The sequence below is a fragment of the Allobosea sp. TWI1241 genome, assembly GCF_039673065.1.
Classification (GTDB): domain Bacteria; phylum Pseudomonadota; class Alphaproteobacteria; order Rhizobiales; family Beijerinckiaceae; genus Allobosea.
In genome coordinates this window covers 14,994-31,887 of the sequence record NZ_JBDJKW010000005.1, presented here as the reverse complement: position 1 = coordinate 31,887, position 16,894 = coordinate 14,994, and the positions used below count along the sequence as shown (strand labels likewise).

The 16,894-nt window shown below is 71.2% G+C and carries 17 protein-coding genes; 8 read left to right on the top strand and 9 right to left on the bottom strand.

Annotated elements, in window-relative coordinates:
* Positions 1 to 31: 31 nt before the first annotated feature.
* Complete coding sequence (locus ABE438_RS08415) at positions 32 to 871, bottom strand: alpha/beta hydrolase (protein ID WP_346502151.1); 840 nt, start codon at positions 869 to 871, stop codon at positions 32 to 34.
* A gap of 132 nt (positions 872 to 1,003) precedes the next feature.
* On the opposite strand from ABE438_RS08415, the gene ABE438_RS08410 reads away from it, so the two are divergent.
* A complete protein-coding gene (locus ABE438_RS08410; RefSeq protein WP_346502150.1) occupies positions 1,004 to 2,011 on the top strand; it encodes an asparaginase in 1,008 nt (335 codons plus the stop codon).
* A gap of 9 nt (positions 2,012 to 2,020) precedes the next feature.
* Here ABE438_RS08410 and ABE438_RS08405 read toward each other — a convergent pair whose 3' ends face one another.
* Genes ABE438_RS08405 through meaB form a run of 3 tightly spaced genes read right to left on the bottom strand, consistent with a single transcriptional unit; the run spans position 2,021 to position 5,059 of the window.
* A complete protein-coding gene (locus ABE438_RS08405) occupies positions 2,021 to 3,415 on the bottom strand; it encodes a TIGR03808 family TAT-translocated repetitive protein (RefSeq protein WP_346502149.1) in 1,395 nt (464 codons plus the stop codon).
* 25 nt (positions 3,416 to 3,440) lie between these two features.
* Entirely contained in the window at positions 3,441 to 4,088 is a 648-nt protein-coding gene (locus ABE438_RS08400) for a pyroglutamyl-peptidase I (protein ID WP_346502148.1), read from the bottom strand.
* On the bottom strand, positions 4,085 to 5,059 hold the full coding sequence (gene meaB / locus ABE438_RS08395; protein WP_346502147.1) for a methylmalonyl Co-A mutase-associated GTPase MeaB: 975 nt from the start codon (positions 5,057 to 5,059) through the stop codon (positions 4,085 to 4,087). Before meaB ends, ABE438_RS08400 begins: the two co-directional genes overlap by 4 nt.
* 152 nt (positions 5,060 to 5,211) lie before the next feature.
* Between meaB and ABE438_RS08390 the strand changes: the two genes are divergently transcribed.
* The 3 genes from ABE438_RS08390 to ABE438_RS08380 all read left to right on the top strand — a co-directional run bounded on the left by ABE438_RS08390 (position 5,212) and on the right by ABE438_RS08380 (position 8,407).
* Complete coding sequence (locus ABE438_RS08390) at positions 5,212 to 6,207, top strand: alpha/beta hydrolase (RefSeq protein WP_346502146.1); 996 nt, start codon at positions 5,212 to 5,214, stop codon at positions 6,205 to 6,207.
* A 77-nt stretch (positions 6,208 to 6,284) separates the two neighbouring features.
* Entirely contained in the window at positions 6,285 to 7,568 is a 1,284-nt protein-coding gene (locus ABE438_RS08385) for a cystathionine gamma-synthase family protein (protein WP_346502145.1), read from the top strand.
* Complete coding sequence (locus ABE438_RS08380; protein WP_346502144.1) at positions 7,565 to 8,407, top strand: lytic transglycosylase domain-containing protein; 843 nt, start codon at positions 7,565 to 7,567, stop codon at positions 8,405 to 8,407. The genes ABE438_RS08385 and ABE438_RS08380 overlap by 4 nt, the downstream gene beginning before the upstream one ends.
* Positions 8,408 to 8,413: 6 nt before the next feature.
* Here ABE438_RS08380 and ABE438_RS08375 read toward each other — a convergent pair whose 3' ends face one another.
* Together ABE438_RS08375 and ABE438_RS08370 are read right to left on the bottom strand one after the other, a co-directional pair.
* Positions 8,414 to 9,151: a DUF3750 domain-containing protein gene (locus ABE438_RS08375; protein WP_346502143.1), complete on the bottom strand. Its 738-nt coding sequence runs from the start codon at positions 9,149 to 9,151 to the stop codon at positions 8,414 to 8,416.
* Positions 9,152 to 9,174: 23 nt separating this feature from the next.
* On the bottom strand, positions 9,175 to 9,630 hold the full coding sequence (locus ABE438_RS08370; RefSeq protein ID WP_346502142.1) for an energy transducer TonB family protein: 456 nt from the start codon (positions 9,628 to 9,630) through the stop codon (positions 9,175 to 9,177).
* A 163-nt stretch (positions 9,631 to 9,793) separates the two neighbouring features.
* On the opposite strand from ABE438_RS08370, the gene ABE438_RS08365 reads away from it, so the two are divergent.
* Genes ABE438_RS08365 through ABE438_RS08350 form a run of 4 tightly spaced genes read left to right on the top strand, consistent with a single transcriptional unit; the run spans position 9,794 to position 13,783 of the window.
* Complete coding sequence (locus ABE438_RS08365) at positions 9,794 to 10,903, top strand: polyamine ABC transporter substrate-binding protein (protein ID WP_346502141.1); 1,110 nt, start codon at positions 9,794 to 9,796, stop codon at positions 10,901 to 10,903.
* Positions 10,900 to 12,078, top strand: coding sequence for an ABC transporter ATP-binding protein (locus ABE438_RS08360; protein WP_346502140.1), 1,179 nt, complete (start codon positions 10,900 to 10,902; stop codon positions 12,076 to 12,078). The genes ABE438_RS08365 and ABE438_RS08360 overlap by 4 nt, the downstream gene beginning before the upstream one ends.
* Positions 12,075 to 12,998 (top strand): ABC transporter permease, encoded by a 924-nt coding sequence (locus ABE438_RS08355; protein ID WP_346502139.1) that lies wholly within the window; start codon positions 12,075 to 12,077, stop codon positions 12,996 to 12,998. Before ABE438_RS08360 ends, ABE438_RS08355 begins: the two co-directional genes overlap by 4 nt.
* A complete protein-coding gene (locus tag ABE438_RS08350) occupies positions 12,995 to 13,783 on the top strand; it encodes an ABC transporter permease (protein ID WP_346502138.1) in 789 nt (262 codons plus the stop codon). Before ABE438_RS08355 ends, ABE438_RS08350 begins: the two co-directional genes overlap by 4 nt.
* Positions 13,784 to 13,795: 12 nt before the next feature.
* On the opposite strand, the gene ABE438_RS08345 is transcribed toward ABE438_RS08350, so the two are convergent.
* The 3 genes from ABE438_RS08345 to ABE438_RS08335 are packed head-to-tail and all read right to left on the bottom strand — an operon-like array spanning position 13,796 to position 16,893.
* A complete protein-coding gene (locus ABE438_RS08345) occupies positions 13,796 to 14,944 on the bottom strand; it encodes an AGE family epimerase/isomerase (protein ID WP_346502137.1) in 1,149 nt (382 codons plus the stop codon).
* A 14-nt stretch (positions 14,945 to 14,958) separates the two neighbouring features.
* Complete coding sequence (locus tag ABE438_RS08340) at positions 14,959 to 16,119, bottom strand: dihydrodipicolinate synthase family protein (RefSeq protein ID WP_346502136.1); 1,161 nt, start codon at positions 16,117 to 16,119, stop codon at positions 14,959 to 14,961.
* A gap of 18 nt (positions 16,120 to 16,137) precedes the next feature.
* On the bottom strand, positions 16,138 to 16,893 hold the full coding sequence (locus tag ABE438_RS08335) for a 3-ketoacyl-ACP reductase (protein ID WP_346502135.1): 756 nt from the start codon (positions 16,891 to 16,893) through the stop codon (positions 16,138 to 16,140).
* Position 16,894 lies beyond the last annotated feature (1 nt).

Sequence of the window (16,894 nt, the reverse complement as noted above, 5' to 3'; positions counted from 1 at the left end):
TGCCCCCTCGATAGCCGCTGGGGCGGGAAGATCAAGCGCCGGCGAGGGCGGCGACGCGCCGCGTCAGCGTGTCGTCCGGATCGGCGAGGCCCTTGATCACCGTGAAATGGTTGGCCTCCGGGATCGCCTCATAGCGGGTCCTGACGCCTTCCAGCGCCCAGACATCGACGATCCGCCGGCTCTGGCGCAGATATTCGGCGCTTTCGGCGCCGCCGACGACGGCATCCATGGTCAGTCCCGAGGGGGCCGGCCAGAACAGCGGGCTCTCGCGCTCGGCGCCCTCCAGCGTCAGGCCGAGTGCGGTGTTGATCGAGGTCTCGGTCAGCGGCTTGAGATTGTAGAGCCCGGAAATGCCGCAGGCGGCCGGCACCAGCCGCTCGGGCAGGCCGGCATCGACATTCGCCCAGTTGGTCGCGAGCAGGCAGGCCGAGAGATGGCCGCCCGCCGAATGGCCGATCGCCACCACCGGCCGCTCGAACCGGCGCCACAGCGCCGCCGCCGCGTGCTGGACCTCCCAGACGATGTGCCCGACCTCGACCTGCGGGCAGAGATCGTAGCCCGCCACCGCCACCGGCACGCCGAGGCGGTTCAGCCCGCGGGCCATGTGCGAGAAGAAGCTCGGGTCCAGCGCCTGCCAGTAGCCGCCATGGATGAAGAGCACGATCGCCTCGCCCTTCGCCTCCTGCGGCTTGAACAGGTCGTAGCTCTGGCGCGCGCCCTCGCCATAGCGCACGCCGAGCTCGCAGACCGCTTCGGCGCGGTAGGCGGCGGCGTCGCGCTGCCAGCCCGCGATGATGCCGGGATGCTCGGGGACGCGGGCGCGGTTGTTGTACTCGGCCTCGTAGTCCGGCGTGCTGGTCTGGTCGTTCATGATGTCCCGGCCCTGGTCGCAGCCGCGATGCGTCCGGGCACCGGCGGCGCGACACTCTGCGGTATCGGCTTTGACAGGTCGAGAGACAAACGCGACAAGCGCTGCCAGCCTCCGCGGGAGAAGGACATGGGCATGGACAATCCGGTACTGGCCGAGGTCACGCGCGGCGGCATCGTCGAATCGCGCCACCGCGGAGCCGTCGCGGTGGTCGACGCCGATGGCGCGCTCGTCCTGTCGCTCGGCGATATCGAGCGGCCCGTCTTCCCGCGCTCGGCCGTCAAGGCGCTGCAGGCGCTGCCGCTGCTCGAGAGCGGCGCGGCCGACCGCTTCGGCCTGACCCCGGCCGAGATCGCGCTCGCCGTCTCCTCGCATTCCGGCGAGGAGCGCCACGCCGAGACCGCGCTCGGCATGCTGCGCAAGGCCGGCCGCGACGCCTCCTGCCTGGAATGCGGCGCCCACCGCCCGATGGGGGAGGCCGCCGCGCGCCTGCTCGACCGCGAGGGCCGCAAGCCGACGGCGCTCAACAATAACTGCTCCGGCAAGCATGCCGGCTTCATCTGCTTCGCCTGCGGCACCGGCGAGGACACGAAGGGCTATGTCGGCGCCGACCACCCGGTGCAGCGGGCCGTGCGCGGCGCGCTGGAGGAGGTCACCGGCGCGGCGCATACGCAGGCGCTCTCCGGCATCGACGGCTGCTCGATCCCGACCTACGCCGTGCCGCTGAAGGCGCTGGCGCTCGGCTTCGCCCGCTTCGGCACCGGCCATGGCCTCGGCCCGCAGCGCGCCGCCGCCGCCCGGCGCATCCGCGAGGCGGTGGCGGAGAACCCGTTCATGGTCGCCGGCACCGGCCGGTTCGACACCCGCTTCATGGAGCGCTTCGGCCAGCGCGCTTTCGTCAAGACCGGCGCCGAAGGCGTCTATTGCGGCACGCTGCCGGAACTCGGCTACGGCATCGCGCTGAAATGCGACGATGGCGCCGGCCGCGCCACCGAGGTGGCGATGGCGGCGCTGATCGAGCGCCTGCTCCCGGCCGATGCCGATGCGACGGACGCCTTCGCGCCTTTCCGCGAGGTCGTGCTGTCAAACTGGAACGGCATCGAGGTCGGGCGCGTCAGGGCCGCCGAGGCCGTACGCGGCTGAGCCCGCGCCTCAGCCCACCGCATTGTTCTCGACGCGCACCCCGGCGGCACGCGGGTCGCTCGCCCGGGTCAGGTCTCCGGTGACGGGCTTGCCGTATTCGGTGCCGACCACCGCGCCCAGGCTCGCATCGCTGATCAGGTTGTTGGCGATCAGGGCGTTGCGCTGCTTCGGCACCAGCGAGACCGAGACGCCGATGCCGGTGCGGCGGATCACGTTGCCGGTGGCGACGAGGTTGCGCATGCCCCAGGACCAGCCGAGCGAGATGCCGACATCGCTGGCGTCCTCGATGACGTTGCCGGTGACGGCGGCCTCCGCCTCGACATGCACGCCCATGCCGCCGATGATCTCCTTGCCCTTCGGCGCCAGCCCCTTGCGGGCCATGCGCACGATGTTGTTGGCGAAGACCGAGAGCCGGCCGCCATGGTCGAGATTGGTGATGTTGGCGCCCTGCGCGCACTCCTCGACCAAATTGTTGGCGATGATCGCGCCCTCGAAGGCGAATTCCGAATAGAGCGCCACCTCGCCGCAGCGCCGGCCCTGATTGCCGAGAATCTGCACGCCCGAGCCGGAATTGTTGCGGATGAAGGTCAGCGCGCAGTCGCGCAGCGTGTTGCCCTCGATGATCACGCCGCCGGCCCTAAACAGGCTGATGCCGTTGCCGTTCGGCCCGTCGCCGCCGGCATCGTTGCGGATGCGGTTCACCCGGTTGCCGCGCACCAGGCTCTGTTCGTCGCCCGCCTCGCTGCGCCAGAGCTGGATGCCGTTGTTGCCGCAATCCTCGACCGTGTTGCCTTCTATGGCGAGCCCGCGCGAATCCAGCGAGAAGAGCGCGGAATCGCGCATGCCGCGAAAGCGGCAGCGCTCGATCCGGCCGCCCGAGCGTTGCAGCGTCAGCCCGACCGAGCCGGCATTGGCGAATTCGCAATCCGACACGGTGAATTCGGCGACCTCGTTCGCCTCGACCAGGCCGGCACGGCCGTCGCGGCGCATGTCGAGCCCGTCCAGCGTGAGGCCGACGAGTGTGGCGCGCCGGATCCGTCTTGCCAGCAGCAGGGGCGCGGCGCGGGCGGCGACGAAGCGGGTGGCGCCGGGCACGCCGATGAGCCGGGCGCCCTCGGGCAGCACCACCTCGGCGATGCGGTAGCGGCCGGGCGCGACGAGGAGCGGCGCCTCGCGGGCCATCGCCTCCTCCAGCGCCCGGCGCAGCACGCCGGACTGGTCCTCGGCAGAACCGGGCGTCAGCCCGAAGCGCGAAGCCTCCAGCCCGAGCGTGCCGAGCGGCGCGGGGGCGGATGGCGCGCGGCGCGCGGCCTGTGCCAGCACGGGACCGGCCCCGGCCATGACTGTGCCGAAAGCGGCCGCCCGCAGCAGGCTGCGGCGTGTCGGTTCGTCCAAAAACGCCATGGCGGCCTCCTGGCCGCGCACGCCTTCAAGGCCCGTGCCGCAAACGGCCCTGGCAGGCGAGGGCGCGCCCGATACCCGCCAGCGTGCGCGCCAAACTGGCCTGCGACGGGCGGAAGCCGGCGACGGCATCAAGCCGGACTGTGCCGGCCGCCGGGCGCGGCCACGGGATGTGAATGAAGATCACCGACACTTCGCGCGGCAACCCGCGCAGCGCCAGGGCATAGGCGCTGTCGCAGAGATAGCGCCCGGCGCAGGCCGAGAGCCTGGCGCGCAGGCCGGCGCGGCGCAGGCAGGCGAGGGCGGCCTCGATCCGGGCGGTGCTGCGCGCCGGCAGCGGCGCATCGGGCCGCTCCCGGGCGGGGCCGGCACCGCGGGCGTCGGGATGCAGCAGGCTCGCCCGGCCGCGTCCGAACCGCTCGACCCTGACGGCACGTTCGGCGGCGGCGAGGCCGAGCATGAGCACGGCCAGCGGTCGCTCACGCGACAGCCCGGCGGCCAGCGCCGGCAGGCCCCCGGCATAGCTGGTTTCGAGCACCAGGGCGCGCGCGTCGATCCCGGCCCGCCGGAGGGTGCTGGCGACCTGACGGGCGAGCGTGCCCGTCGGGTTGATCCGCACATGGGGAAAGGGGCCGAAGCCGGTGATCAACAGCGCGGCCGGGCGCGCCGTGCTCATAGCCCCAGTGCCCGCGCGATCTCCTCGGCGGCGGCGGTCGGCGCCATGCCGCCGGCGGCGACGGCCGCCTCCAGCTCCGGCGTGCGGGCCTTCAGCGCCGGGTCGTGCCGCAGCCTGGCCTGCAGCCGGTCCTGCACCATCGCCCACATCCATTTGACGTCCTGCCTGCGGCGCTTCTCGGCGATGAGGCCCTTGGCGTCGAAGCGGGCATGATGGTCCTGGATCTTGGCCCAGAGCGCGTCGAGACCGTCGCCGGTCAGGCCCGAGATCGTCACCACCGGCGTCGACCAGAGCGACGAGGCCGGCGCCAGGATATGCAGCGCGGCGCGGTACTGGGCGGCGGCGGCGCGGGCGGCGGTCGCGCCCGCGCCGTCTGCCTTGTTGACCGCGATCATATCGGCGAGCTCGATGATGCCCTTCTTGATGCCCTGCAGTTCGTCGCCGGCATTGGGCAGCATCAGCACGAGGAAGAAGTCGGTGAGGTCGGCGACCGCAGTCTCCGACTGGCCGACGCCGACCGTCTCGACCAGGATCACGTCGAAGCCGGCGGCCTCGCAGAGCAGCATGGTCTCGCGGGTGCGCGCCGCGACGCCGCCAAGCGTGCCGGAGGACGGCGAGGGGCGGATATAGGCGTTCGGGTCGACGGCGAGCCGCGCCATCCGGGTCTTGTCACCGAGGATGGAGCCGCCGCTGCGCGTCGAGGACGGGTCGACCGCCAGCACCGCGACCTTGTGGCCCAGCCCGGTGAGATGGCTGCCGAGCGCGTCGATCGTCGTCGACTTGCCGACGCCGGGCACGCCGGTGATGCCGACGCGGATCGCCTTGCCCGTCCTGGGCAGCAGCTCTTTCAGCAAAGCCTGCGCCTGCTCGCGATGGTCGGCGCGGCGGCTTTCCGACAGGGTGATGGCGCGCGCCAGCGCGGCGCGCTCGCCTGCCAGAATCGCCTCGCTGAGCCGGTCGGGAGCGGTCATGTCACGCTGGTAGCAAGAGTGGGCGCGTGGCGGAAGCCACGCCGGCGCGGGGCGTGATGCCGCAATCTGGCCGTGTTGCTCTGGCCTTAGAGGGGCCAGCGCGCATCGGCGTGCCCCCCCTCCCGTCACCCCCATACGCCCAGGACCGGATCATGCGGCCCGCCGCCACCCGCCGTTCGTTTCTCGCGCTCATCCCGCTGCTCGGTGCGGGTCTGTCGGCCTGCGTGCAGAGCGAGGCGATGGTCTCGCCCTTCGTCGGCCCGGCCGATTCCTCCGGCTTCGGCAAGGAGCCGCAGCTGCTCGTCGCCACCACGCGCAAGTCCGTGGGCGACCGGGCGCCCTGGTTCGGCTCGGAGCGCGGGCCGCTGACCTTCGCCGAGGCGCGGCTGTCGGCGCCGGGACGCGGGCTCGCCGCCCGCGTCAGCTCCGCCGTCTCGGGCGACTGGCAGGTGCTCGGCGTCACGCGCCGCACCTCGGCCGACGCCGCGCGCGCCTTCGCCGAGGCCTCCAACGGCCGCGACGTGCTGCTTTATGTCCATGGCTTCAACGAGACATTCGAATCCGCCGCGCGCAGCGCCGGCCAGCTCTCGCACAGTCTCGCCTTCGAGGGGCGCACCGCGCTGTTCACCTGGCCGTCCGGCGGCGGACTGCTGGCCTATGCCTATGACCGCGAGAGCGCGCTCTGGTCGCGCGACGGCTTTACCCGCACGCTGAAGGCACTGGTCGACAACCCGACGATCGGCCGCGTGCACATCGTCGCGCATTCCATGGGCAGCTTCCTGACGCTCGAGGGCCTGCGCGAGCTGCGCGACCTCGAAGGCTTCTCCGACCGGATCGGCGCGGTCGTGCTGGCCTCGCCGGATGTCGACATCGACGCCTTCGAGCAGACGGTGCCGCGCCTCGGCACGATCGCCGGGCGCATGACCGTGATCGTCGATCCGGGCGACCGGGCGCTCGCCGTCTCCTCGCGCATCGCCGGCGGCGTGGCGCGGGCGGGTGCCGCCGATCGCGAGCGCCTCGACAAGCTCGGCGTGCGCGTGGCCGACACGGCCGGGCGCGGCTGGAGCATGCTGCGCCACGATCTCTTCCTGTCGGATGCCGAAGTGACGCAGGTGGTGCGCCGCGCCATCGACCGCGTCGGGGGCTGAGCCGCTTCCGCTCTGGCTCCCGTGCTCCGGGTTGGCTATCGATAGCCGAAGGCCAGCCCGAGCTGAGGAGAGACGCGATGCGCGATGACGATTATCACAAGGATCGGATCGCCAACCGGCGCCTGCATCCCGAGACGCTGATGATGGGCTACGGCTATTCGCCGGCCATGTCGGAAGGCGCGCTCAAGCCGCCGGTCTTCCTGACCTCGACCTTCGTCTTCGAGAACGCCCAGCAGGGCAAGGACTTCTTCGACCTGACCTCCGGGCGCCGCCAGCTCAAGCCCGGCGAGAAGTCGGGACTGGTCTATTCCCGCTTCAACCACCCCAACATGGAGATCCTCGAGGACCGGCTCGCCATCTGGGACGAGGCGGAGGCCTGCGCGGTATTCGCCAGCGGCATGGCGGCGATCGCCACCACCTGCTTCGCCTTCCTGCGCCCGGGCGACACCATCCTGCACAGCCGTCCGCTCTATGGCGGCACCGAGACGCTGCTGAAGAACCAGATGGGCGCCTTCGGCGTCACGCCCTTCGGCTTCACCGACGGCGTCGATGTGGCGCAGATGCGCAAGGTCGCGCAGGCCGCCGCCGCCAAGGGCCGCGTCGCGATGATCCTGGTCGAGACGCCGGCCAACCCGACCAACGGACTGGTCGATCTCGCCGCCTGCGCCCTGATCGCCGACGAACTGGAGAAGTCGCAGGGCCATCGCCCGCCGGTCGTGGTCGACAACACCATGCTCGGCCCGCTCTTCCAGAAGCCGCTGCATCACGGCGCCGATCTCTCGCTGCTCTCGCTGACCAAATATGTCGGCGGCCACAGCGACCTCGTCGGCGGCTCGATCTCCGGTTCGCGCGCTCTGGTGCGGCAGGTGAAGGGCTGGCGCAGTTCGCTCGGCACCCAGGCCGATCCCAATTCCTGCTGGATGCTGATGCGCTCGCTCGAGACCCTCGAGATCCGCATGCGCCGCGCCAACGAGAACGGCCGCAAGGTCGCGGACTATCTGCGCAAGCATCCCAAGATCGCCCGCCTGCACTATCTCGGCGATCTCGCGGCCGACGATCCGCGCAAGGCGGTGTTCGACCGGCAGTGCACCGAGCCGGGCTCGACCTTCTCCTTCGACGTCAAGGGCGGCGAGAAGGAAGCCTTCGCCGTGCTCGACAACCTGCAGATCATGAAGCTCGCGGTCAGCCTCGGCGGCACCGAGACCCTGGTCTCCCACCCGGCGGCGATGACGCATTCCGGCGTGGCGCGCGAGCTGCGCGAGGAGATCGGCCTCACCGACGCGCTGATCCGCATTTCGGTCGGCATCGAGAACATCGAGGATCTGATCGCCGACCTCTCGCAGGCGCTGGACGCGATGTGAGCCCGGGGCCGCGGGGCATCCTCGTCGCGGCCTTCGCCGCCACGCTCCTCTCCGCCCCGGCCGAAGCCGCGCCGGAGACCGAGAGCGTGGCGCAGACCATCTGCCGGCTGATCGAGGGCGCCGCGCGCCGCCACGATCTGCCGGCGGCCTTCCTGACCCGGCTGATCTGGCGCGAGAGCAGCTTCCGCAGCCATGTCACCAGCCCGGCCGGCGCGCAGGGCATCGCCCAGTTCATGCCGGGCACGGCCAATGAGCGCGGGCTCGCAGACCCCTTCGATCCTGAGGCGGCCATCCCGCATTCGGCCGCCTTCCTCGCCGATCTGCGCGACCGGTTCGGCAATCTCGGCCTCGCGGCGGCGGCCTATAATGGCGGGCCGAACCGTGTCGAGCGCTGGCTGGCGCGCGGGGGCCAGCTGCCCTTCGAGACGCAGGCCTATGTCCGTTTCATCACCGGCCGGCCGGTCGAGGAATGGCGGCCGGGGCCGGGCGAGACGCCGCCCCCGGCCACACGCGAGCAGACCGACTGCCTCGCCACCGTGGCCTCGATCCGCACCACGACGCCGGCCCTGCTCGCCGAGGGCGCCTATGGGCCGTTCGGCGTCCAGCTGGCCGGCAATGTCTCGAAGGGTCGCGCCGTCGCCGCCTATCGCCGCGTCGCGTCGCGCTTCCCGGCGCTGCTGGAGGGGCGGCCGACCATGGTGCTGGGCACGCCGGTGCCGGGGCGCGGCAAGGCCCGCTATTATCGCGTGCGGCTGCCGGCGCAGTCGCTGCGCGAGGCGACGGCCTTCTGCAACCGGCTGCGGCAGGCGGGCGGCGCCTGCCTCGTGCTGCGCAACTGAGCGGCCTCAGAGGCCGATCCGCCCCCAGCCCGGCAGCTTCACGGCCGGACGGCGCAGGTCGAGCCCCGCGACGAGGCCGAGCAGGTTGACCTCGACGCCCTCGACCCAGCCGAGCGAGACGCCGAGCAGCCCATAGAGCGAGGCTTGCAGGCCGGTCCGGCTCGGCGTCGTGCCGGCATAGATTCCCTCGGCGCGCCAGTCCTTGCCGATCGCGGTCGGCGGCAGCGCCCGGCCGAGCTCCGGCACGGCGGCGAGGATATGCTGGACGAAGCTGTTCGAGTTCGGGCCCGGCCAGGCGGCATAGCTGCCATAGCCGTCATAGGGATAGTCGCGCACCGCGGCGCGGATGCGCGGGATCAGCGCCTCGGCCTCCCTGCCGCGGACCTCCGCGACCAGCTCCGGCAGGTTGCCGAACCAGCGCCCGTCGGCGACGCGGACATTGACCCGCACCGGATTGCCCCAGCCCACCACGTCGAAGCGCGTATAGGCGTCGGCGCCGGCCTCCTTCACCACCACCCAGGAATGATGGGCGAAGATGCCACGCCAGCGCCCGACGCGTGCCGCGAAGACATGGACGGTCGCCTCCGGCTCGGTGGCCGGCACCGGCAGCAGCCTGGCGCTCGACCAGTCGGCGCCGCGCCAGTCGGGCGCGCGCGGCTGCCAGGTCCACCACAGCGCGTGACTGGCCAGCGGCAGCAGGAAGGCGACCAGGAAGAGAAGGAGGAAGGCTCGCAGCGTGCGCATCGACGGTCGGCGTCTCCGGGCGATCAGGGCCGGCCGCGGCCGAGCGGGGCGGCCGTAGCCGGGTTGGAGGCGGGGCCGCCGACGAAGACCACCGGCACTCGGACCTCGTGCGCCGCGTCGGGCAGGTCGGCCGGCGGCTTCGGCAGGAGCGTGCCGGGCCGCGCCATGGCGAGCGCCGCGGCGTCGAGCTCGGGGATGCCCGAGGATCTGGTGATCGAAGCCGAGAGCACGCGCCCCTCGCGGTCGAGCGTGAAGCCGAGTTCCGCCTTGCCGGAGGGCGAGGGCTGGCCCGAGGCTTTCGCCGCCAGCGTCAGCGCCGCCGGATAGCGCTTTCGCCGCTGCAGCGCCGCCATGAGCTGCCGGCGCCACGCCTGTACGTCGCGCGGCGGACGTGGCGGCTGCGGCTGGCGGGCGAGGGCTGAGGCCGCGAGACAGAACGGCAGCAGGAGCGACGAGGCGATGAGTGTGCGGCGGTTCAAGGCGGGGCGATCCTCCTGCGGCATGGGGGCTTGCGATGGCTGGCGCGGCAATCGGGCTTTCCTGTGTCGTGTCGCCTTTCCGTCACGCAAGAGTCGTTGAGGCTTTCGGGAAAACTGCTAGCTTCGCGCCGTTCTCGGCGAAGCAGCCTGAGGGAGGGGCAGATTGAGCGGGTTGACCAAGGGTCTCGGAATTAGGGTGGCGGGCGCGGCGTTCGGCCTCGCGCTGGCGACCGCCTCGGTGGCGCAGGACAAGGAACTGCGCATCTACAACTGGTCCGACTACGTCAATCCGGAGGTGCTGGACGCCTTCAAGCGCGAGACCGGCATCACGGTCGTCTACGACACCTTCGACCAGATGGAGACCGTCGAGACCAAGCTGCTCGCCGGCAAGACCGGCTACGATCTCGTCGTCGTCACCGCCTCCTTCCTGCCCCGGCACATTCCGCTCGGCCTCTATGCGCCGATCGACGCCGCCAAGGCGCCGAACCTCAAGAACGCCTGGCCCGAGATCCAGAAGCGCCTCTCGAAATACGATCCCGGCAACACCTACGCCGTGAACTACATGTGGGGCACCACCGGCATCGGCTACAACGCCGCCAAGGTGAAGGAACGCCTCGGCGCCGACTTCAAGGTCGATTCCTGGAACGTCGTTTTCGATCCGGAGGTGCTGAAGAAGCTCTCCAATTGCGGCGTCCACGTGCTGGACGCGGTCGAGGAGATGTTCCCGGCGGCGCTGCGCCATCTCGGCCTCGATCCGGACTCCAAGAAGGAGGCCGATCTCAACAAGGCCGGCGAGCTGCTGCGCAAGATCCGCCCGCACATCCAGAAATTCCACTCCTCCGAATACATCAACGCGCTGGCCAATGGCGATATCTGCCTCGCCGTCGGCTACTCGGGCGACATCCTCCAGGCCAAGAAGCGCGCCGAGGAGGCCAGGAACAAAGTCGAGATCGGCTATGCGATCCCGAAGGAGGGCGCGCTGATGTGGTTCGATTCCTTCGTGATGCCGAAGGACGCGACCAATCAGGACGCGGCGATGAAGTTCATCGACTTCGTCAACCGCCCCGAGATGGCGGCCAAGAATTCCGACTTCATCCAGTACGCCAACGGCAACATCGCCTCGAAGCCGCTGCTCTCGCCGGCGGTGCGCGACAATCCGGGCATCTACCCATCCGACGAGGTGATGGCGCGCCTCTACACGATCACGCCCTACGACCAGAAGACGCAGCGCGTGGTCAATCGCCTGTGGACCCGCGTCAAGAGCGGACGGTGAACCGCCCTCCGGATGGCGGCGGACGCCGCGCCTCACCGGGCAGCGTCCGCCGCGACTTCCAGCCCTGGAACGACCCGGCGGCCAGGCCCCTGGTCGAATTCCGGAACGTCACCAAGCGCTTCGGCGCGACGACGGCTGTGGACGGCCTGTCGCTGTCGATCCATGCCAGCGAGTTCTTCGCGCTGCTCGGCCCGTCCGGCTGCGGCAAGACCACCTTGATGCGCATGCTGGCGGGCTTCGAGCAGCCGGATGAAGGCGAGATCCTGCTGGACGGCGTCGACATCACCGCCGTGCCGCCGCATCGCCGGCCGGTGAACATGATGTTCCAGTCCTATGCGCTCTTTCCGCATATGAGCATCGGCGACAACATCGCCTATGGCCTGCGCCGTGACGGCCTGCCGAAGGACGAGATCCGCGCCCGCGTCGACACCATGCTGCGCCGCGTCCGCCTGGAGGGCATGGAACGCCGCCGTCCGGACCAGCTCTCCGGCGGCCAGCGCCAGCGCGTCGCGCTCGCCCGTGCCCTGGTGAAGCAGCCCAAGCTGCTGCTGCTCGACGAGCCGCTCGGCGCGCTCGACAAGAAGCTGCGCGAGCAGACCCAGTACGAGCTGATGGACCTCCAGGCCGATCTCGGCCTGACCTTCATGGTCGTCACCCACGACCAGGACGAGGCGATGACCATGGCCGACCGCATGGCGGTGATGAGCCATGGCCGCCTGCTGCAGATCGCCCCGCCGGACGTGATCTACGAGGCGCCGGCAAACCGCTTCGTCGCCGAATTCGTCGGCGACATCAACGTGATCGACGCCACGGTGAGCGCGGTCGACGGCGATCTGGTCACGCTGGAGAGCCCGCTGCTCGGCCGCATCGAGCTCGACGAGGACGCCCCGACCTGCCGGCCGGGCGACCGGCTCGGCGTCGGCCTGCGGCCCGAGAAGATCACGCTCGGCCACGAGGAGCCGCAGCAGGGCGCCAACAAGGCCCGCGGCGAGATCTGGGACATCGGCTATCTCGGCGACATGACCATGGTGCAGGTGATGGTCGGCGGCGATGACGGATTGCTCTGCAAGGTCTCGCTGACCAACCGGACACGCCGCAACGAGCGGCCCTTCGCCTGGGAGGATGAGGTCTGGCTCTCCTGGGACATCGAGGCCGGCATGGTGCTGCCGCCATGAGCGCGCCCGTGCGCGCCGGCTCGAGTGCCTCCGTGTCGCGCGGCGAGGCGCGGCGCGGCCTGCTGGCGGCCGCCGTGCCCTATCTCTGGCTGCTCGCCTTCTTCCTGGCGCCCTTCGCGCTGGTGTTGCGCATCGCGCTCTCGGACGCGGAGACGGCGCAGCCGCCCTATACGCCGCATTTCGACGGCTTCGCCGAGCTTGGCAGCTTCATCGGCGCGCTCGACCTCGACAATTTCCGCCTGCTCTTCGCCGACCCGCTCTACTGGGAGAGCTATCTCTCCTCGCTGCGCATGGCGGCGCTGACCACGCTCGCGGCCCTGCTGATCGGCTATCCGATGGCCTATGCCATGGCGCTGGCGCCGAAGCGCTGGCAGGGCCTGCTGCTCGTGCTGGTGATCCTGCCGTTCTGGACCTCCTTCCTGATCCGCGTCTACGCCTGGATCGGCATTCTGCGGCCGGACGGGCTGCTCGACATGGCGCTGATGGGGCTCGGTCTCACAGCTGAGCCGCTGCGCCTGCTCAACACCGACGCCGCCGTGCTGATCGGCATGGTCTATTCCTACCTGCCCTTCATGGTGCTGCCGCTCTACGCCACCTTGCAGAAGCTCGACGGCACGCTGCTCGAGGCGGCGGCCGATCTCGGCGCCACGCCGGCCACGATCTTCCGCACCGTGACGCTGCCGCTGTCGCTGCCCGGCATCCTCGCCGGCTCGGCGCTGGTCTTCATCCCGGCGATCGGCGAGTTCGTCATCCCCGACCTGCTCGGCGGGCCCGACACGCTGATGGTCGGCAAGGTGCTCTGGAACGAGTTCTTCTCGAACCGCGACTGGCCGCTGGCCTCGGCGGTGGCGATCGTGCTGCTGGTCGTGCTGGTGCTGCCGCTGATGCTGCTGCAGCGCATGCGGGGGGCGGCGTCGTGAAGCGCTTCGGCTCGCTGCATCTCGCCGCGCTGGTCGCCGGCTTCGCCTTCCTCTATTTGCCGATCGTCGCGCTGGTCGCCTATTCCTTCAACGCCTCGCGGCTGGTGACCGTCTGGGGCGGCTTCTCGACCCATTGGTATGGCGAGCTGATGCGCAACCAGCCGCTGCTCGACGCCGCCTGGCTGACGATCCGTGTCGCGCTGGTCTCGGCGAGCTTTGCCACCGTGCTCGGCACGCTGGCGGCGCTGGCGCTCACCCGCTATCGCTGCTTCGCCGGGCGGACCCTGTTCTCGGGCATGGTGATGGCGCCGCTGGTGATGCCCGAGGTGATTACCGGCCTGTCGCTGCTGCTGCTCTTCGTCGCCGGCGATGTCGAGCGCGGCTACTGGACGGTGGTGATCGCCCACGCGACCTTCAGCCTCGGCTTCGCCTGCATCGTCGTGCAGGCGCGCCTCGCCGGCTTCGACCGCTCGCTGGAGGAGGCCGCGCGCGATCTCGGCGCGACGCCGCTCGTGACCTTCGGCACGGTGACGCTGCCGCTGATCTGGCCGGCGGTGGCGGCGGCCTGGATGCTGGCCTTCACGCTCTCGCTCGACGATCTGGTGATCGCGAGCTTCACCACGGGGCCGGGCGCGACGACGCTGCCGATGCGGCTCTATTCGGCGATCCGGCTCGGCGTGACGCCGGAGATCAACGCCGCCTGCACCATCATGATCGCCGCGGTCGCGGTGGCGGTGATCGGCGCGTCGCTGCTGATGAAGCGCGAGGCGCTGGCGGGGCGCTGAGCGCCCCGTCGCTCACAGGTCCGCGCGTTCGAGCTCCGCTGCGGCGAAGGCGACGTGGTAGATCACGCGCGTCGGCGCTGTGGTTTCGAGCGGCTGGCCGGCCTCGCCGATCCGGTTGTACCAGAGCAGGGCGCCGCCGCCGAAGAACACCTGGCGGATCATGCGGAAATGCGCCTGGGCCCGGCCGAGTGCGCCGATATCGCCGAGATGCACGTGCCGGGCGATCTCGGCCTTGACGTACTCCGTCTGCGGCCAGAGCAGGCGGTCGTGCGAGAGCGGCCGCCCGCCGGCGCTCATCGCCTCGATCACGCCGAGCGTGTCGTCCTCGAAGCGCGCCAGCCCATGGGCCATGCCGCTACGGTAGAGCTGCTCGGCCGGCGCCGAGACCCGCTCGTCGCCGCTCAGCGCCTGATAGTCCAGCAGCAGCCAGACCCATTCGAAATGGTGGCCGGGCTCGCGCCAGTCGCCGCGCGCGCCCGGCAGGGCCCGCAGCTCCTCGTCCATGAACTCGATCAGCGAGCCGGTGCGCGCATCGAAGAAGCGGGCCAGGAAGAGCTCGACGATGCCGCGCGCCCGCTCCAGCCACTCCGCCTCGCCGGTGACGCGGTGGGCGGCGAGCAGCGCCTCGAGCAGGTGCATGTGCGGGTTCTGGCGGCGCGGGCCGTCGGCCGGCTCCAGGCTTTCGCGATAGCCGCCGGCCGGATGCGCCATGCGTTCGTCGAGCAGCGCGATCACCTCGCGCAGGATGCTGCGATAGTGCGGCTCGCCGGTCGCCAGTTCCATCCAGGCGGCCGCGAAGACGACGAAGCTGAGATCGTAGAAGTCGCGCCGGCCGCCATCCTCGGCCGTGGTCTGGCGGAAGCCGCCATCGCGCGAACGCAGCGCCTCCTCGATGACGCGGAAGCAGGCGCGGGCCTGGGCGAGCGCGAGCTCGCCGCCGCCGAGGCGGTAGGCGAGGGCGAAACTGTAGGCCAGCCGCGCATGCACCAGCAGCGCGCGCGGCGCGTCGCGCTGCGGCCGGCCCTCGGCATCGAGCGCGCTGACCAGTCCGCCGGCGGGATGCCGCGCCGCCAGCGCCCAGTTCGGCAGCAGCTCCTCGACGAGCCAGCGTCCGGCCTCGCCGCGCTGCGGCGCGAAAACGGGGTGAAGGGCGGTGGTCATGGCGGCTGTCCGTCTCAGGCGACGCCGTGGACGGCCAGCAGCTGGCGCATGCGCGCCGCGGCCAGTTCCGGATCGGTCAGCACCCGCGCCGCGTCGGCGAGGCGCAGGACCCGGGCGAAATGCAGGATCGAGCGCGTGCTCTGCTGGCCGCCGAGCATGGTGAAATGGTCCTGATGGCCGTTCAGCCAGGCCAGGAAGACGACGCCGGTTTTGTAGAAGCGCGTCGGCGCCCGGAAGATCTCGCGGCTGAGCGGCACGGTCGGCGCCAGCGCGGCGCGAAACCCCTCGGTGTCGCCCTGCGCCAGCGCGCCCAAGGCGGCGTTCACGGCCGGGGCGATCGGGTTGAAGATGCCGAGCAGCGCGTCGGAATGGCGCTGCCCGTCGCCCTCGATCAGCTCGGCATAGTTGAAGTCGTCGCCGGTGAACATGCGCACCCCGGCCGGCAGCCGGTTGCGGAGGGCGATCTCCTTGTCCTTGTCGAGCAGCGAGATCTTGATGCCCTCGACCTTGTCGGCATGGGCGGCGATGATGTCGAGCACCGTCTCCAGTGCCGGATCGAAGGCGTCAGCGCCCCAGTAGCCGGCCAGCGCCGGGTCGAACATGTCGCCGAGCCAGTGCAGGATCACCGGCTCGCGCACCTGCGAGAGGATGCGGCCATAGACGCGCGCATAGTCCTGCGGGGACGTCGCCGTGGCGGCGAGCGCGCGCGAGGCCATCAGGATGATGCGCCCGCCCAGCGCTTCGACCGCCTCGCACTGTTCCTCATAGGCGCGCAGCACGCCGTCGACGGTCAGGCCGGCGGCGGGGTCGAGATGGTCGGTGCCGACGCCGGAGGCGACGAGGGCGCCGGGCACGTCGCGGCTGGCCTCGACGCTGCGGCGGATCAGCTCCAGCGCCTGCGGCCAGGCCAGGCCCATGCCGCGCTGGGCGGTGTCCATCGCCTCGGCGACGCCGAGCCCGAGCGACCAGAGATGGCGGCGGAAGGCGATGGTGCGGTCCCAGTCGATCGGCGAGTCGAGCCAGGGATCCTGCTCGGCCAGCGGGTCGACGATGACATGCGGTGCGGCATAGGCGACGCGGCTGAAGCCGCCCTCATGGCGGGTGAAGGGCCGTGCCGGCGCAAGCGTGAAGGGCTCGCTGCGGCCGGGCGCGACGGGCAGGACAAGGGTCGTCATGGCAGACCTCGACGGCGGCTAGAGACGGTGGAGATGGAGCCCGCCGTCGACGTGGAAGGCGTCGCCGGTGGTGAAGGGCATGGCGCCGGCCGCGAGGCCGGCGATGGTGCGGGCGACGTCCTCGGCCTCGCCCCAGCGGGCGATCGGCGTCAGCCCGCCGGCGATCATCGCGTCGTAGCGGGCGGTGACGGGCGCGGTCATCGGCGTGCGGATCACGCCGGGGCGGATCTCGTGGCACATGATGCCGTGCTCGGCGAGGCGCATGGCGAAGAGCTTCACCATCATCGAGGCGCCGGCCTTCGACATGCAGTAGGCGCCGCGCTCGGGCGAGACGGTGACGGCGCTGGCGGAGGTCACGCTGATGATCGAGCGATAGCCGCCCTCGGGCGCCGTCTCCGCCGCCATGCGCCGCGCCACCGCCTGGGTCAGCAGGAAGGTGCCGCGCAGGTTGACGCCGAGGACATGGTCGAACTCCTCAGCGCTGCCCTCCAGCAGGTCGCCGCGCTGGCACATCGGCACGCCGGCATTGTTGACATGGCAGGCCAGCGGCCCGAGCGCGGTGGCGAGACGCTCGCCGATCGCGGCGGCGTCGGTCGCGATGTCGCCCGCCACCAGCGCGTGCCGGCGGCCGAGCGCGGCGACGCCGGCCGCGGTCTCGGCCAGCGCATCCTCGCCGAGATCGTTGAGGACGAGGTCGAAGCCCACCCCGGCGAGCGCGAGCGCGATGGCGCGGCCGATGCCGCGGCCCGCGCCGGTGACGCTGGCGACCGGCACG

What these genes read in the sequence shown, in the direction of transcription:
- ABE438_RS08415 (WP_346502151.1), bottom strand. Translation starts at nt 871, where the DNA reads ATGAACGACCAGACCAGCACGCCGGACTACGAGGCCGAGTACAACAAC.
- ABE438_RS08410 (WP_346502150.1), top strand. Translation starts at nt 1,004, where the DNA reads ATGGACAATCCGGTACTGGCCGAGGTCACGCGCGGCGGCATCGTCGAA.
- ABE438_RS08405 (WP_346502149.1), bottom strand. Translation starts at nt 3,415, where the DNA reads ATGGCGTTTTTGGACGAACCGACACGCCGCAGCCTGCTGCGGGCGGCC.
- ABE438_RS08400 (WP_346502148.1), bottom strand. Translation starts at nt 4,088, where the DNA reads ATGAGCACGGCGCGCCCGGCCGCGCTGTTGATCACCGGCTTCGGCCCC.
- meaB (WP_346502147.1), bottom strand. Translation starts at nt 5,059, where the DNA reads ATGACCGCTCCCGACCGGCTCAGCGAGGCGATTCTGGCAGGCGAGCGC.
- ABE438_RS08390 (WP_346502146.1), top strand. Translation starts at nt 5,212, where the DNA reads ATGCGGCCCGCCGCCACCCGCCGTTCGTTTCTCGCGCTCATCCCGCTG.
- ABE438_RS08385 (WP_346502145.1), top strand. Translation starts at nt 6,285, where the DNA reads ATGCGCGATGACGATTATCACAAGGATCGGATCGCCAACCGGCGCCTG.
- ABE438_RS08375 (WP_346502143.1), bottom strand. Translation starts at nt 9,151, where the DNA reads ATGCGCACGCTGCGAGCCTTCCTCCTTCTCTTCCTGGTCGCCTTCCTG.
- ABE438_RS08355 (WP_346502139.1), top strand. Translation starts at nt 12,075, where the DNA reads ATGAGCGCGCCCGTGCGCGCCGGCTCGAGTGCCTCCGTGTCGCGCGGC.
- ABE438_RS08345 (WP_346502137.1), bottom strand. Translation starts at nt 14,944, where the DNA reads ATGACCACCGCCCTTCACCCCGTTTTCGCGCCGCAGCGCGGCGAGGCC.
- ABE438_RS08340 (WP_346502136.1), bottom strand. Translation starts at nt 16,119, where the DNA reads ATGACGACCCTTGTCCTGCCCGTCGCGCCCGGCCGCAGCGAGCCCTTC.